This is a genomic window from Legionella drancourtii LLAP12, assembly GCF_000162755.2.
Taxonomy (GTDB): domain Bacteria; phylum Pseudomonadota; class Gammaproteobacteria; order Legionellales; family Legionellaceae; genus Legionella; species Legionella drancourtii.
The window spans coordinates 150,362-166,904 of record NZ_JH413850.1 but is presented as its reverse complement, the minus strand read 5'-3'; the positions used below and the strand labels follow the sequence as shown (position 1 = coordinate 166,904).

The following is a 16,543-nucleotide window of genomic DNA, read 5'->3' as shown; positions in this document are numbered from 1 at the left end:
TCAAAGAAAATATGGAAAAGAAGGATTATGCCGAAAACGAAAGCAATGGAAAAAAAGTAGCGGCTATCATCGTAGATCGCTTGTTGAAGCGTCTATTTTTCGTTTAAAAAGAATATTTGGATTTAATTTACAAATACATACTGAAAAAGGACGCAAAAATGAAATCGTTACTAAAATAAATTTATTAAACCAAATGGCTGCTTTGGGTAGAGCGGAATATTTTGACTAAACTGTAGTCATAATAGCCCGCTATTTACCACTCTATTTATCCACGCAACAAGGTCAAGCGGGGACGACAGGCTCTGAGAAATTTGAAGCATAAAATCTTTAACTTAATGATAGTGTGTCCCGGACCGTCCCCTTTTTTGTTCTATTGAAAGCCCATACTTAAATTTTCATCATTCGGAGTCTGTGACACGTGTCTGATGGAGTTAATGGTACCACCAATTGCTTTAATAACGTTGAAAATTTATTGGTATTTAAATCCATTGTTACATCACATCTGCTCAAAAAGGCTCAGCATATCCAATCGGTCAATCAAACTGTTTTTGAACAGTTCTATGAACTGGCGGTAAACTCACCCAGAATAAATCCGTTCGTGGCCTAAAAATATTTTTGAGACAGAACCGTATTTTTCGTATAGCCTCTTAGTAAATTTTATTTTGTTTTTAAGTAATTCCTTTGTTACAGTTTCTTACGTAGTAAAACAATATTAAACTAGGGATTTTTATCATGTTAAACAAATGGTCATTGGGATTGTTTTTATTATTTGCACAACAAACTTCTGCTGGAAAACCGCCTTTGGCAGAAACACCACAAAAAAACAGCTCAGATGCTATTGCAGAGCTCACGGTAAAGTCCAATGAGCATAGTGCGGGTGTCTGCTCTAACTTTGTTCAAAACTGCACTATAAATATCAGTAGCCTTACTTGTCTGAATCCCCCTGGCTTCATTACCGTAACCAATAACTCCATAATTAGTGCAAGAAATATAACCGCATCATCTACTGATACAAACTTCCTAAGTTTTGTGGCTCAAAATAATGGTTGTCCACAAATATTAAGTCCAAGAACCAGTTGCACTATCTCATTTAGTTCAAGTGCATCCAATCCGTTTCTAGTGCCTAATGTAGTGGTTAAAGGAACAAATACGAATACGATTTTTTTCAACATTAATGCACTGCAATGTCAACCAGGAGCAACAACATTGAGTGCTACGCCATCAACCTTAGCGCTCTCGGTTAACGATACAGCACTCAATCCAGCGTTAACTGGGAATCCAAGGCAGATTACGATTAAAAATACCGGGATAAATGAGGCTACAGGCTTAAGCATTGCCTACCCGACCTGGCCAGGAGGAACACCTGCAACTACGGCATCATCGACTTGTGGCGCTACACTGGCCGCAGGCGCTACATGCACGATTACAGTCACGCCAGGCGTTAGCCCTACATCTAGCTGCAACACCGGGATTGCGCCAATACCAGACACAATTACGGTGAGTGCCACCAATGTTAGCACAGCAGTAACGAGCGATATTGTGGTATTGAGCTACGGCTGTCAGTATCAAGGTGGTTTTCTTTATTCGGTCGATGACACGACCGCCAATACAAGCAGTATTGGCGGTAAAGTGGTATCACTGGTCGACCAGGCAGCGCCTTATATCGGCTCAGGCCCTCAAGCTACGAGTATTATTTGGAGCTCCAATGGAAATGGGAGTACCAGCGCAAACGTCAGTAATGACATTATTCCATTAATTGCCGATAGCTCGACGCCAAACGATTCTTACGCCAACGCACAAACAACATACAACTCAACTTACGCCAATGAAAGTACTTTTCCTTTTCCGGCATCCAGTGCATTTGCCACTTGTAATGGAGCAAGCGAGGGACAGTGTAATAGCGGCAATATTTTAGCGCTTTATGACGCCTATAAAACAGGTTATGGTATTGGCGGTAGTCCTTATACCCTTTCTCCTGGACCAACAAACCGAACAGATTATGCCGCGGGCTTATGCACGGCAACCATTAATACCTATTCTGATTGGTATTTGCCTGCCTCCTGTGAAATGGATGCGGTGTATGGTCTGGTCACCTGTTCTGCAGGAGCACAAAGCATAGTGGTCAATCTTTCATTCTTGCTTGGAGACCCAAACTCAGGAACACCAAGTACTTCATGTATTCCTCCTAGTGGCACAGATTGTCTTGCAGGCCGCTACTGGAGTTCTACCGAGTACGCGGGCAATCCACAGAATGGCGTGTGGTACGAGACTTTCAATTCTGGTGGCAGCACTCACTTCCTCACCCTCGTTAAATCCAATCAGTATGGAGTGAGGTGTTCTCGGGCTTTAACCCTTTAACGCTTTTCTTTTGACCTTGCTTTGCAAGATTTGCGAAGCGGGTCATCAATTTCCAGGTTTTGTTATGGCGTTGTATACAGAATTATCGGTTTATCGAGATACTACCAATTAGTTGTAAGGATATATCCTCAAGCAGGGTAAGGTTTTTCCATGATGATTCAAACAGGTGTTTACCTCCATTAATTCTACTCGTAAGTGTCTAAATAATTCACGAAGATAATCATAATCAGGATTCTCCTCTCGCAAAAATTTAGCTAACTGTTTCGCTTTCTGCCTAATGGATGTTCGTTTTTGTTCGGTGATTGGTTGATATTCGGTTGAATTACAGATCTGAGGTAAAAACGATTTTGAAGCATAATCAGAATTAAAATTAATCGAAAGCGCCAAATTAAAACCTACGATACATTAGGGACCATCCCTTTTTTTGGTTAATTTTCCATCCAGGAATTCGTGAAGGATAATATTGGGATTATCTTGGACTCAATGGATAAAACTATTCTCAACAGTCTTTAATATTCATGGTATAATTACCTTTTTCATCGGTACTTAAGTCATGATCGATCTTCATTGTCATAGCTATTTTTCAGACGGCGCGTTAAGTCCTAAAGAATTAATAGAAAAAGCGCAGCAACAGCAGATAGATTGTTTGTCGCTTACGGATCATGACACGGTGGCAGGTTATCCTGAATTACTACAAGCCGCAGCCTTTACCTCTATTAAAATTATTAACGGTATAGAGCTTAGTACGCGCTGGAAAAAACACGATTTTCATATACTTGGTTACCAAATTAATCCTACGGATGAGCTGCAAGCCCTTATTCAACGCCAGGTAGACAGTCGTGTTGAACGTGCGAAGCAAATCGGTGAAGCATTGGCTTTGATTGGCGTTACCGATGCGTACACTAAAGCATGTACCCTGGCTGGCCATGAACGTGCTGCTCGCCCACACTTTGCTAAGGTGCTTGTTAAGGAAGGTAAAGCCCGCGATCTTCAAGGCGCGTTTAAACAATATTTAGTTCGCGGACGCCGGGCCTACATTCCAACTCCTTGGATTAGTGTGCAGGAGGCTGTGGAAGGTATAGTTGCTTCTGGAGGTCAGGCAGTCATTGCTCATCCGCTGAAATACGGATTGACGCGTTCTAAATTGCATGAGTTAATTAATGAGTTTAAAGAGGCTGGTGGAGTAGGTATCGAGGTGGTTTCTGGAGAAATGACCGTAACTGAAATTAATGAAATGGCAGCAACCAGTATGCGGTTTAATTTATTAGCCTCTTCTGGATCTGATTTTCATAGTGATACTATGTCGCGTACAAACCTTGGACGACAGAGACAGCTACCAGTAAACTGTGAGCCGATTTGGCAACAATGGAACATTTAACAGGGGACTTTATGAGTCAGTTTTTTGCACTACATCCTGATAATCCGCAAGCCCGTTTGTTACGGAAAGCAGCAACCATTATTGAAGATGGGGGCGTGATTGTTTATCCTACTGATTCAGGTTATGCGCTGGGTTGTAGTTTAGGAAATAAAGCGGCGCTTGAACGTATTCGACGATTAAGACAATTAGATAAAAATCATAACATGACTTTAGTTTGTCGTGATTTATCGCAATTGGGTACTTATGCGCGTGTTCCTAATCCTATATTTAGGTTATTAAAAGTTCTTACGCCGGGTTCTTATACCTTTATTCTTAATGCAACGCATGAAGTGCCACGTTTAATGTTGCATCCTAAGAAAAAAACGCTAGGACTGCGGGTTCCTGATAATCTAATTACTTTAGCGTTGTTGGAAACACTTGAAGCGCCTTTAATGAGCAGTACGTTGATTCTTCCTGGAGCCAAAGCACCATTGAGTGAGCCTGAGGCTATTCGCGATATATTAGGTAACCAGGTTGATTTAGTCATTGATGGCGGTAATTGTGGGCAAGAGCCTACGACTGTGGTTGATTTAACTGGAGACTACCCAGTGATTTTAAGAGAGGGAAAGGGCGATCCTGACCCGTTTAGATAAAAATTTATTGATGCTCGCTCCGGGGGGGTTGTCTCTCAGGGCATTGGCGTTAAACTAAGCTCTATTCCGACGTTCTGTGGCTTGTCTATGGCAATTTAGAGCTTTAGTCTTTGCGCAAGATCCTTGGATGCATCCCAAGGATAAGCTGCGGGAAGTCGGCAGATGATTTTTCCTTAGCTTGATGCTTTGGATCTCCAAAGGACAGCATATTTACTATTTGTATAATTATTAAAAAAGAGGATATTGATGTCAGCATTATTTACTTCCAATAAACGAGTTGTTTCTGGAATGCGTGTCAGTGGAAGATTACATCTTGGCCATTATCATGGCGTAATAAAAAATTGGCTTAAATTACAACATCAATATGATTGCTTCTTTTTTGCTGCCGATTGGCATGGTCTAACCACACAATATGCTGAAACGGGGTCGATTGAGAAACATCTATGGGATATGATCATCGATTGGTTAGCATGTGGTGTTAATCCTGGCTTATCACGTATTTTTATCCAATCTTGGGTTCCTGAGCATGCAGAATTGCATTTGCTTTTATCCATGATTACGCCATTAGGCTGGTTAGAGCGCGTTCCTACCTATAAAGATCAACAAGAACGATTAAAAGAAAAAGACTTGGCAACTTATGGTTTTTTAGGTTATCCCTTGTTACAAAGCGCAGATGTTTTATTGTATCGTGCGGATTATGTTCCTGTAGGTGAAGATCAGGTCGCTCACATCGAGTTAATCCGTGAAGTTGCGCGCCGTTTTAACCATATTTATGGAAAAGAGCCTAATTTTGAGGAATTAGCTGCTGAAGCCATTAAAAAAATGGGCAAAAAGAACAGTAAGATCTATAGTGAGTTGCGCCGTCAATTTCAGGAAAGTGGCATTCATGAGTCGATTAAAACCGCGCAGGCTCTTTTAGAAGATCAGCCTAATTTATCTATTGGTGATAAAGAGCGCTTATTAGGTTATTTGGAAGGTAGTGGCAAAATTATTTTGCCAGAACCTCACCCATTACTTTCTGCAACCTCTAAAATGCCGGGAACTGATGGGCAAAAAATGTCTAAATCGTACCATAATACCATTATGCTTCGCGATGAACCGGCACAAGTAGAGAAAAAAGTATTAACGATGCCTACGGATCCTGCGCGTGTGAAACGTACTGATCCTGGGGAACCGGAGAAATGTCCTGTATGGCAATTTCATAAAATTTATTCCAATGATGAAGTAAAAGATTGGGTGCAAAAAGGCTGCCGTTCTGCGGGAATCGGTTGTATTGATTGCAAACGACCAATTATTGAGAGCATTAATAAAGAGCTACAACCTATCCAGGAGTCAATTGCAGAATATGACGCTGATTTAGGTTCAGTGAAACGAATTGTTTCTGAAGGTAGTGAGGCTGCGCGTGAAGAAGCGTCTAAAACCATGAATATTGTTCGTGAAGTGATGGGAATTGATTATTAATGGAAACGGTTGAATTATCAAACCGATCTGAAATAAAGGCTGTCGTTGACGGTAAAGAATTTACTCAGATCCCTGATGATTTATTTATTCCGCCTGATGCTCTAGAGGTACTGCTGGATTCATTTAGCGGTCCTCTGGACTTGCTTCTATACCTCATTCGTAAACAAAATATTGATATTTTAGATATCCCTATTGTAAGTATTACTAAGCAATACTTACATTACATCCAATTAATGGAATGCAGACGGCTGGAATTGGCTGCAGATTATCTGTTAATGGCCGCGATGCTTGCTGAAATAAAATCGCGCTTATTATTGCCCATCTCTCCGAGCAATGAAGAGGAGGAAGACGACGATCCACGTATGACCTTAGTAAGACGCTTACAGGCTTATGAGCAGATAAAACAGGCTGCGCAGCTCTTAGATGCTCTGCCCAGACAAGAGCGGGACAATTTCCTGATTCAACTGGATACACCAGAGATGGAGATGATCAAAGTCCATCCAGAGGTTGAGTTTGCCGATTTAATTGAAGCAATGAAATTTTTTTTAAAAAGGGAAGAGCAGGTAAGCCACCATGTAATCTCACGTGAAGCCATGTCAGTTCGTGAACGTATGGGGGCAATCCTGCAGCAATTGCAAGAAAATAAGGTGTTGGAGTTTAAGCAATTATTTACTTTGGAAGAGGGACGCATGGGCTTGGTTGTTTCTTTATTAGCGATCTTGGAGTTGGCAAGACAATTTTTAGTGGTTATTACCCAAAACGAGGCATTTTCTTCAATCCATCTACAGGCAGCTTGATATGGATGAACATGAATTAAAACATATTATCGAAGCGCTCCTATTAAGTTCTCGCGAACCTTTATCTTTAGATAAATTATTGGAAGTTTTTGATGAATGGCAAAAGCCAACCAAAGAACAATTGCAGACAGTTATTGTTCTTTTAAAAGAAGACTATGCAACGCGCTCTTTTGAATTAATCCAAGTGGCTACTGGGTTTACTATCCAGACGAAGAAAGAGTATGGTACCTGGGTTGGCCGTTTGCAGATTGAAAAACCAGCTAAATATTCACGTGCCTTACTTGAAACTTTAGCCATAATTGCTTATAAGCAACCGGTTACTCGAGCTGATATAGAAGAGTTGCGTGGGGTAACGGTAAACAGTCAAATCATGAAAACTTTATTGGAACGGGAATGGATTCGTATTGCGGGATACAAGGATGTTGCGGGTAAACCTGCTGTTTATACAACAACCAGAGAATTTTTAAATTATTTTAATCTAAAAAATTTAAATGAGCTTCCATCCTTACCCGAGGTATTGGAAACATTGACCTTAAATAATGATGAGTGTATTACTGAATGAGTAGCGAAAGGTTGCAAAAAATACTAAGCCAGGCTGGTCTTGGCTCACGCCGCGAAATGGAACGTTGGATCGAAAATGGTTGGGTGCAAGTGAATGGCAAGCCGGTGAAATTAGGCGATTCAGCGAGTGGTGACGATAAAATTACAGTGAAAGGAAAATTAATTCCTAATCCACTTAAAATAAAACAAAATACACGTATTTTACTTTATCACAAGCCTGTAGGTGAAATATCAAGCCGTCATGATCCTAAATTTGAGAAGACCGTTTTTGATCGTTTGCCTCATTTAAGACAAGGACGCTGGGTGCAAGTAGGGCGCCTGGATTTGAATACTTCAGGTTTGCTGATATTTACCAATAATGGTGAATTAGCAAACCAGCTTATGCACCCGCGCTATGGTTTGGAACGTGAATATGCTGTTCGAGTGCATGGTCAGGTGACTCAGGAAATGTTAACTGTCTTGCAGAAGGGGGTTGAATTAGACGATGGCCCGGCAAAGTTCAGTCGTTTGGAATCACGTGGTGGTGATGGTGCCAATACTTGGTATCATGTGACTTTAAATGAAGGGCGTAATCGTGAGGTTCGTCGTCTATGGGAGTCACAAGGGGTTGAGGTAAGCCGTTTAATACGTATTCGTTATGGTATGCTTACGATGCCAAGATTCTTAGGACGTGCTCAAACTTATGAGTTAACACCTAAAGAAGTTACTGATTTCCTTGCCTCTTTGCCGAAGGATTCAAGCAGTAATTTAACCTGAGTTCGGGATATGAATTCGGGACAGAACTTATCTCACCTCAACTCAGACGGATTGAGGTGAGATAAGGTTATTATCTATAGGATAGTACTATATTTTTAATAGATTATCCCTTTCGCACCAATAATAAAAACCCCCCAAACGCCAACTACAATATGCGCAATTGAGACACCAATAAATGAATGTTGCTTATAAAATAACCATCCCCAATATAAACCAGGTATGAACGTAAGTGTTGCAAACATTAAGCTTAAATGGGAATGAACGGATGAAAAAATAAGATTCGATAAAAGAATTGCATTCCATTTGCGAAACATTTCATTGCCAGGCAAAAAAGAGAAAAAAGTAGATTGCAAAGCGCAACGTGCTATTAATTCTTGTATAGGGGAGAAAAGTGTATATAAAAATATGAGCATTAAATAAAATTGCCAACTAAATGTACCATCAACTATTCCTTCAGAAAATCCAGAAAAAACAGCCACGTGTTGTGGATTCGCTCCAAAATAGACGAGATAAGCTTTAATGAGCACAAATAACATCATGATTGGTAACGAATAGATTAACGCTTGCACTATTTTTTTCGGCCAATCTTGTAGTGTAATTCCAAAATGTTTTAATGGTAATCCTGTTAGACGCATAGCACTTAAAGTACCTAGTGCAAAAAAGAAAATTAACCCAACCGAAAGAAAAGTATTATTTGCTAAATGTTTTCCCATATCAATCAATGAGGTAAGGGATATGGTGTATAGGCTGATGAGCCAGAACATCGCAACCATGAAAACCCCCAACACATTGCGTGCTTCAGCTTGTTCTAAACTCTCCTCCATTTTTTTTACGGTAATTTGATTTGTATAACGAATCTTTTCTGACAACATTTTTGCCATGTTACGCGTCAAAAGCAACGTTATATGCGGATGTTTTCTCACTTCCAGTAATTTAAAACTCAATACGGATAAATCTGATTTTGCCCTAAGCGACGCGGAGCGTGGTTTATTTTCAATAAGAGCCATATCACCGATTACATCGTCTTTTTTTAAGGTTGCTAATACATGTGAATGCAAACCATGGAGGTGATGGTGGGTATTAATATATACTTCTGCTTCGCCATTGAGAATAATGTAAAACGCATCGGCCTCATCATTTTCATGAAAAATAACTTTCCCTTGGGGGATGGATAATTGAGTTCCTAACACGTCATAAAATTCAGCTAGTTCTTCCGGTGTGAATTCTTCAGTGAGCACTTTGTGGGCATTTATATTTTTCTTCAGATGATTGGCAGTTGATGTTGATAACCAAAATAGGGAAGGTTTAAATTTTTTAACCAGATTGGAATAGGAGAACAGTTTATCCATAGAAATTCCATGATTTGATACTCTATTTAGAATAGTACAAATTTTCTTAGATATACAACTTACACAGGGATTTTATTTTTTGAAAGAGGATATGAATTATGGAGTAATTTTTTAGCCTTGATTAGGTTGCTGACCTGAAGTATTTTGTCAGTTTAAGCTAAGGACAAATCCAGCGTAGGTTGAAAGCTCAGTCTATATGTTGTGCGGGCGCATCAAGTAGTATAAGTACTCTTATCAAAGGGTTTAAGTGATTCAGCAATTTGCTTGTACAACTCAGGCAACCATCTAGGCTGAGCAAAAGTCGATGTTGATGGTTTTTTATTGCGCAAATCATTGGGTGCAATAATTACTTGAATATGTTCTAAGCCGACACGACGAGCCAAGATAAACAATTGATCAATAGCCAAATCACCAATCGCCAAACACCCCACAGATAAATTTTTACCATGAATGAAAATATTATTACCTAAATTTCTTCTCCCATCTTGATAACCTTTTTGCCGGTCATAGTTATTCGGATAATTAATCATCATGGATAAATGCATGCTGCTGAATGGATTAAAATTAACTAATTTATAGACGCCCTCAGGTATTTGTTTATCGTTTTCACGTAGCTTGGGCCCTAATCGTCCGCTAAATCCGGTTAAAGGATAATTATGAACGTGCTTCCAGCCCTGATCTTGGTTTTTTGCCCAAAGTTCGACTTTACGTTCAGACTTAAATGCCAGCAGAGCAATATTGCGCGGAGGGTAGCTGACGCCAGCTTTTTTGAAATAAGATTTAAGCTGAGGTTCGACTCGTAAACCATAACGTTTTATGGCACGATCAACTGCTTGATCCCAATTAAGCTTGTGGGTCATCGCATAGCTATTTAGGCTTAAAAACATTATGATAAAGGTAATAAACCGCTTCATATTGATACTAAACAGATAAATTATAGGCATGGTAACAAATAACAGTCCTTAGAACAATTCAAATTTCCCAGACTAAAGGTTTATCAAAGCCTGGACTTCAACAAGGCAATGCTTATTTTTTTGTTGCGTCGTGTTTCTTTTTTGTAGATAAATGTAATTGATTTGTAACAAAATCTGGGCTTGTTGCTAAATGTCCAACCGATGCGATGAATCCATAGTAGTTAGGGCAAAGATACATGACGGATCCATCAGGAGATACTTTATAAAATACGTATTTATAATGACAGTATTTTGGTTTATCAAAAAGTGCAACTTGCATTACTGGCGTGCCTTCTTTTTTATTTTCAATGAAAAAGGCATTGATCCAAAGATTTATAATAACTAATAGAGCGCCTACAACTATAAATGCATTAATAAAGCTGCAGATATATCGAAACAGTTTGTTATCAACACTTAAGTGCGAGAGTACGCTCATTAATGCAATTAAGAGTACCAATAAGGTAAAGGAATAAATTCCCGTATTGATGTAATCAAAGTAACTACCAAAAATTTGGTTTCCTGAAAATTGAAAGTGAATTAGTATTGCAATAAGGCCTAGCCATAGAGAGGAAATTACGTAATGGATAGTTCTACGTCGTATGCCAATAATTAAGAGTATTAGAGCAATTAACGGAAAAAAATATTGGATAATTTTAGCCAGTGTATACATTGAACTAATCTCACAATTGGAGTTAATTATTCAGAAATTTATATAGTTATATCAGCATTTTAAATTTATGGCTAGCAGTTAAATGAGCCAAATTAACCTAAGTTCGGGATAAGTGCTCCTCACCTGATATCAATTTAGGAGTTTTAAGAAATTGGGAGCAGGGGCGATGTGAGCCTACTGGTCCTGAAAAAGCTTTATTAAGAGTTATTAATAATGATCTCCTGCATGTATTCGCGGCATTAGCGAGTTGAATTATGTAACAAAGTATCGATTCTAGATTGTCACCACTGTATGGATATAAGAAACAGTTATTAGAGAAAAGGAATAAACTTTAAGTTTTAAAAATTATTTTTTAGATTTAATAAAATAATATCGAATATAAGTTAAGAAATTAATTGATTTATGTTGTTTTTTCATCTGAATCTTTATTTAATCATTCATCCTTATTATGGGCATTTTTTAATTAAAATAATGTAGGGTTGAGTTGGATAGATTGTTGTTTTAATCAAAGTACTTGGCAGCATAATTTTCTTAATAATGAATGGATTTTTAGTCGGTAATAAATACATTAATGGATCGATTAATTTAGATGGGTATGTCGGATCATTAGCGGACATATTATTTAGTGGCGTACTTGGGTGGATGCTACCAATCCACAAAGGTTTGTTTGATTCTGATAAATTGTAATTCGATTCCCAAACTCTTAACTCTAAAGTTAGTTTCGTCTGGCTATCGGTGTAGAGCATAATCAACGAAGGGGCTTTGTTTTCATACAATTGCGTGAGTAATGGCAATTTAACTCTGTTAGATTGATTATTTATCCAAGTGAGCAAATTAATGAAAAATGATTCTGTATGTGTTTCCCAGCCATTAAGTGTTAAATGTTCCTCCAGTACGTCCAAATCACCAGAATATTCAATGTTTAACAAACTGATTCGTTTGCCAATACGGTTGAGCCGATAAATAGGTAATATAGGCTTTTGTTGGTTCCACCACATGGTTTCGCTTAGCGCAAATTCTTTACGATATGGCGTGTGATTATAGGTTAGGGTGCGGAAATTTAAATAAGTTGATATGGTGGTTGTCAACAAGAGGCCTAGAAATAGTGAAAAAATCATGGGGGCTGATTTTGTGATTTCTTCTGTTGTTAAATTATTTTTTCTGTAAATTAAACAACAAAATAAACTAATTACTGCACCAGAAAAATAAGCCGCTAATACATCGGTAAGCCAATAATCACCTAGATAAAGTGCTCCTAAGCCACTTAATCCTAGAATAGTAAATACAAACGTTTTTAGCGTGTTTGTAAACAACGAATGGATTTTATTAATGTAAAACAACATAAATCCATAAAAGGCTGTAGCAACCATAAGATGAGTGGCTGGAAATGATGAACCAGGCATCATGACTACTAATCCAGTTGGTCTTGGCATACTGATGCAATAAGTTAATAACTGTGCAAATAGACAAGTAAAAATAATTAAGCTACTTAGATAAATTATTATTCGGGGTTTCTTATGATAAATAGACCAGCCGCTGCAAATGAGAAATAAACCAATGATTGTTAATGTTGAGGTTAATTGAGTGCAAAAAATAAAAAATGCTTCTAATACTAAGGTATGGAAACTTTGAAGAAATAAATGGACAGGAACATTAATAACGCTAATCCACTGACCTTGAATGGTTAATCCCATCAGCGCAAGGAAACAGAAGAGACAAAACAAGGCAATTAATGCAAAACTGGCTGTTGTGTAGTGATTTTCCTCATTTTTCGGGGTAATGGCTTTGCATAGTTTGGCAAAGAGAGATCTCCTTTTTAATCGTATCCATAAAGCATGCAAATTCTGGTTCAAAAGGGAGTTTAATTTACTGATCAGCCATTTTACCATTAGGCTGAGCACCCAGCTCCCGGCCAGTAAGATTAAGATCAATATAAATAAACGGGTAGCGCTTTCTGCGGAAAGTTCATGGCCTGCAGCGCCAATAACGACTCCTGGCATTACATAGAGCAGGGCCCAGCCGATGGCTGAAAGCACGTTGGCGATCAAAAAATGCCAATGCTTCATATGTAATATTCCAGCAATTACCGGTATTATCGAGCGCAAAGGCCCGATAAATCGACCGATTAATACACTTTTTCCTCCGTGCATTGCAAAAAAATCTTTACCGTATTGCAACCATCTCGGGTATTTATTAAAGGGCCAAATATCAACTAAGCGTTCGCTGTAAACATATCCTAAAGTATAACTCAAACTATCACCTGCAACGGCACCTAATACGGCGGCGAGCAGCGTGAGATCAATGCGCATAATCCCTGAGCCTGCAAGTATGCCAATTGCGGTCATGGTCACACTGCCTGGCACAATGCTACCGATAATTGCTAAAGACTCTGCTAATGAAATAATAAACGTAATGAATAAAGACCAATGAGGATTTTGTTGCAACCAATTAGTTAAGGGCTGTACATAATCTACTAACAAATCCATAGTGTTCCATTAGTTAAAATGTTGTAGAAAACTTTGCATAAACTGCTGATTTACTTCTTCTAATACTACTTTAGGATAAAAATGACTTATTTGCGTCATTTCCATTTGGGCAAAACCACAAGGGTTAATTCCTAAAAATGGTTTTAAATCCATATCTACATTTAGCGCGATTCCATGATAAGTACAACCATTTTTTACTCTTAAGCCAATAGATGCAATTTTTTGTTCTTGAACATAGACTCCGGGAGCACCACAACGAAGGACAGCATCTATATCATACTGGGCGAGCACAGATATTAAGACTTGCTCTAATTGAGAAACCAACGTTCTTATTCCTAAGTTTCTTCGGCTTAGATCCATTAAAACATAAGCAACTAATTGACCTGGGCCATGATAAGTTACTTGGCCACCACGGTCTGATTGTACTATTGGAATGGATTGAGGATTTAAGATATGTTCAGGTTTTCCTGCTTGACCTTGAGTGTATATAGGAAAGTGTTCTAGCAACCAGAGTTCATCTTGTGTTTGGGCATTGCGATTCTGTGTAAATTCTTTCATTTGCAGCCAAACATCAGTATAGCGTTGAACTCCGAGTTGTTTTATTTGCATTATAGAACCATTTTTATATCTGGATGCTTAGTGATGTCTTGATAGAAGGCATCAAGCATTGCTTGGTTTTCCGCATAGACTGTTACGGTAATTGCTAGATAATTATTGCCTTTACTTTTTTTATGCGTAATTTTCTCTTGCTCAATATTGGGAAAATGCTTGAGCGTTATTTCTCTAATTTCCTCAAGAAAAGCAGGGGAGTTTGTCCCCATTACTTTTATTGGAAAATGGCAGGGAAATTCAATTAGAGTTGTTTTCGTCATCCTCTTTGTCCTTAAGAGCCAAACCAACGCTTAAATGCCAAACGTATGGAGTCTGTAACACGGGTGAAAAAGCCACCTGACTCAACGTCTTGTAAGGCATAAATAGGGCGTGTTGATACAATGTTATTATCAAATTGTACAACTAAATCACCAATTTTGTCGCCTTTCTTAATAGGCGCTTCCAAAAAGGAAGGAACTTTCGTTGAAATATTAAGACGTTGGTATTGACCTGTAGGGATAGTAATGAATTGATCTTCATTTAAACCAATCGATATTTTATCTACAGCACCTTTATAAAGGGGGAGTTCGGTGACTGATTGACCTGATTTATATAATTGGTGCGTTTCAAAGAATCTAAATCCGTAATTTAATAGTTTTTCACTGTCATCAGCACGTGAAGAGTCATTGGGCTCACCTAATACCACTGCTAATAAACGCATATTCTCACGTTTTGCAGAAGATACAAGGCAGAAACCTGCTTCGCTTGTGTGGCCAGTTTTTAGTCCATCAACTTGGTTATCGCGCCATAGCAGACGGTTTCTATTTGGCTGGCGTATACCATTATAGGTAAACCATTTTTGTTTGTACCAATCATAGTATTGTGGGAAATCGACAATTAATGCCCGTCCAAGAATTGCTAGATCTTTGGCCGTTGTATATAGATTTGGATCAGGTAAACCAGTGCTGTCGGTAAAGTGGCTGTTTTGCATGCCCAGGTTTTGTGCTTGTTGGTTCATGATGTCGGTGAATGAATTTTCTGTGCCGCCTATATGTTCTGCCATAGCTACACAGGCATCATTACCTGAATCAACAATAATTCCTTTAAGCAGGTCTTCAACAGGTACTTGCTGACCTTCTTTAATGAACATGCGTGAACCACCTATTTTCCAGGCATCTTTACTGACGCGAACGCTATCAGTTAAATGAATTTGTTCATGATGAAGCGCGTTAGAGATAACATATAAAGTCATCATCTTTGTTAGGCTCGCAGGAGGCAGGCGTTCTTCACTGTTTTTTTCAGCGATGACTTTACCACTGTTTACATCAATCAAAATATAGGCTTTAGCATTGAGAATCGGAGCTGCTGGTGTTACGAGCGGCTTATTAGATACTGTTGGCGACGGTCTTTCTAAATCAGCCGTAGGTCGTGGTCGTTCCAGCGTATCTGTGGGGTTGGCAAAAGTACTTGTTGATTGAACAAATAAAGTGATAAGAAACAGTGTAGTCAATAAAATAGACGTTGCGCGTGTCATGGTTTTACCTGGTATGGTTACAAAACGGAGTATCTTACCACAGCCTTTTACAGGCAACCAATTAACAGAGGAAAAATATTAAATTATTTTTAAGTTATAAAATTAATTTAATTAAAACTTCGAAATTTATTGAGATTTCTGTATATTAACCGCAAACATTTATTTCAAATTGGAAATTATGAGAAAGATACTTATTGCTGTAGCAATACTCTTAACAGGTTGCCAAACGACAAATCAGTCTCTTAACTCGGCATCAACAGGGAATAAAAAAACTGTAAACAGTAGCCGAAATAAAGCCATTTATAATCGGTATAATAGTAAGGGAAATCGCTATACTCAATTGCAAGATGGTGCTCCAAAAAAGCAAAAACAAATTAGTTTTAAAGAGCCCGTCCCAACTAAAGAACCTATTAGTCGTTATGGCAATCCCACAGAATACCGTGTTGATGGCAAGAATTACCAAGTGATGGCTAATACCCACAAATATAAAGCACGTGGAATGGCTTCATGGTATGGAACAAAATTTCACAAACAAAGAACGTCCAGTGGGGAACCTTATGACATGTATGTTATGTCGGCAGCTCACAAAACCTTGCCTTTACCTACCTATGTTCGCGTAAAAAATTTGAATAACGGGAAGGTTGCTATTGTAAAGGTAAATGATCGTGGACCGTTCCATTCAGACAGAATTATTGATTTATCCTACGCAGCGGCTTTAAAGCTCGGTGTATTTCCTAAAGGGACTGCTCCTGTTGAAGTCGAGGCGCTAATGGGGCCAGCAGGGCAAGCGCATTATTACATTCAAGCTGGTGCGTTTTCATCGGAAGTTTTGGCAAAAGAATTAAAAGCAAAATTAGGCCGTATTGCTCGCTCACCGGTGTCTATCGAACACTATAAAAAACATTACATAGTTCGAATAGGGCCGTTTAATAATAAAAGTATGGCGGATAGCTTTAAACAAAAATTAGTACAGAATGGGGTTAAAGGCACTTTTTCTGTTTTGATTTAATTGAAGTA

Annotated in this window: 15 protein-coding genes and 1 pseudogene; 9 read left to right on the top strand and 7 right to left on the bottom strand. The window is 38.6% G+C overall.

Going from position 1 to position 16,543, the window contains the following annotated elements:
• From LDG_RS19790 to rluB, 8 genes and pseudogenes are all read left to right on the top strand, one after another.
• A pseudogene (locus LDG_RS19790) lies at positions 1 to 229 on the top strand (hypothetical protein); the annotation flags it as partial.
• A 503-nt stretch (positions 230 to 732) separates the two neighbouring features.
• Positions 733 to 2,358 carry a DUF1566 domain-containing protein gene (locus LDG_RS18190; RefSeq protein ID WP_006872951.1) on the top strand — a complete coding sequence of 542 codons (1,626 nt, stop codon included), beginning with the start codon at positions 733 to 735 and terminating at the stop codon, positions 2,356 to 2,358.
• 553 nt (positions 2,359 to 2,911) lie between these two features.
• Entirely contained in the window at positions 2,912 to 3,736 is an 825-nt protein-coding gene (locus LDG_RS18180; protein WP_006872949.1) for a PHP domain-containing protein, read from the top strand.
• An 11-nt stretch (positions 3,737 to 3,747) separates the two neighbouring features.
• Complete coding sequence (locus tag LDG_RS18175) at positions 3,748 to 4,368, top strand: L-threonylcarbamoyladenylate synthase (protein WP_006872948.1); 621 nt, start codon at positions 3,748 to 3,750, stop codon at positions 4,366 to 4,368.
• 246 nt (positions 4,369 to 4,614) lie between these two features.
• On the top strand, positions 4,615 to 5,829 hold the full coding sequence (locus LDG_RS18170) for a tryptophan--tRNA ligase (protein WP_006872947.1): 1,215 nt from the start codon (positions 4,615 to 4,617) through the stop codon (positions 5,827 to 5,829).
• Positions 5,829 to 6,626, top strand: a complete 798-nt coding sequence (locus tag LDG_RS18165) for a segregation and condensation protein A (RefSeq protein ID WP_006872946.1) — start codon at positions 5,829 to 5,831, stop codon at positions 6,624 to 6,626. Before LDG_RS18170 ends, LDG_RS18165 begins: the two co-directional genes overlap by 1 nt.
• A gap of 1 nt (position 6,627) precedes the next feature.
• Positions 6,628 to 7,188 carry an SMC-Scp complex subunit ScpB gene (gene scpB, locus LDG_RS18160; protein ID WP_006872945.1) on the top strand — a complete coding sequence of 187 codons (561 nt, stop codon included), beginning with the start codon at positions 6,628 to 6,630 and terminating at the stop codon, positions 7,186 to 7,188.
• The gene (gene rluB / locus LDG_RS18155; RefSeq protein ID WP_040536604.1) at positions 7,185 to 7,943 is read left to right on the top strand and encodes a 23S rRNA pseudouridine(2605) synthase RluB; all 759 of its coding nucleotides are present in this window, start codon (positions 7,185 to 7,187) and stop codon (positions 7,941 to 7,943) included. Before scpB ends, rluB begins: the two co-directional genes overlap by 4 nt.
• A 95-nt stretch (positions 7,944 to 8,038) precedes the next feature.
• Here rluB and LDG_RS18150 read toward each other — a convergent pair whose 3' ends face one another.
• From LDG_RS18150 to LDG_RS18120, 7 genes are all read right to left on the bottom strand, one after another.
• Positions 8,039 to 9,292: a cyclic nucleotide-binding domain-containing protein gene (locus LDG_RS18150; RefSeq protein ID WP_006872943.1), complete on the bottom strand. Its 1,254-nt coding sequence runs from the start codon at positions 9,290 to 9,292 to the stop codon at positions 8,039 to 8,041.
• Positions 9,293 to 9,504: 212 nt separating this feature from the next.
• The gene (locus tag LDG_RS18145) at positions 9,505 to 10,206 is read right to left on the bottom strand and encodes a L,D-transpeptidase family protein (RefSeq protein WP_199484703.1); all 702 of its coding nucleotides are present in this window, start codon (positions 10,204 to 10,206) and stop codon (positions 9,505 to 9,507) included.
• A 112-nt stretch (positions 10,207 to 10,318) separates the two neighbouring features.
• The gene (locus tag LDG_RS18140; RefSeq protein WP_006872941.1) at positions 10,319 to 10,915 is read right to left on the bottom strand and encodes a type I secretion system protein LssZ; all 597 of its coding nucleotides are present in this window, start codon (positions 10,913 to 10,915) and stop codon (positions 10,319 to 10,321) included.
• A 446-nt stretch (positions 10,916 to 11,361) separates the two neighbouring features.
• Positions 11,362 to 13,401 carry a bifunctional DedA family/phosphatase PAP2 family protein gene (locus tag LDG_RS18135; RefSeq protein WP_006872940.1) on the bottom strand — a complete coding sequence of 680 codons (2,040 nt, stop codon included), beginning with the start codon at positions 13,399 to 13,401 and terminating at the stop codon, positions 11,362 to 11,364.
• A gap of 9 nt (positions 13,402 to 13,410) precedes the next feature.
• Positions 13,411 to 14,010 carry a lipoyl(octanoyl) transferase LipB gene (gene lipB / locus LDG_RS18130; protein ID WP_006872939.1) on the bottom strand — a complete coding sequence of 200 codons (600 nt, stop codon included), beginning with the start codon at positions 14,008 to 14,010 and terminating at the stop codon, positions 13,411 to 13,413.
• Positions 14,010 to 14,273 (bottom strand): HP0495 family protein, encoded by a 264-nt coding sequence (locus LDG_RS18125; protein WP_006872938.1) that lies wholly within the window; start codon positions 14,271 to 14,273, stop codon positions 14,010 to 14,012. The genes lipB and LDG_RS18125 overlap by 1 nt, the downstream gene beginning before the upstream one ends.
• A gap of 11 nt (positions 14,274 to 14,284) precedes the next feature.
• The gene (locus tag LDG_RS18120; RefSeq protein ID WP_040536600.1) at positions 14,285 to 15,526 is read right to left on the bottom strand and encodes a D-alanyl-D-alanine carboxypeptidase family protein; all 1,242 of its coding nucleotides are present in this window, start codon (positions 15,524 to 15,526) and stop codon (positions 14,285 to 14,287) included.
• Positions 15,527 to 15,704: 178 nt separating this feature from the next.
• On the opposite strand from LDG_RS18120, the gene LDG_RS18115 reads away from it, so the two are divergent.
• Positions 15,705 to 16,535: a septal ring lytic transglycosylase RlpA family protein gene (locus LDG_RS18115; protein WP_006872934.1), complete on the top strand. Its 831-nt coding sequence runs from the start codon at positions 15,705 to 15,707 to the stop codon at positions 16,533 to 16,535.
• Positions 16,536 to 16,543 lie beyond the last annotated feature (8 nt).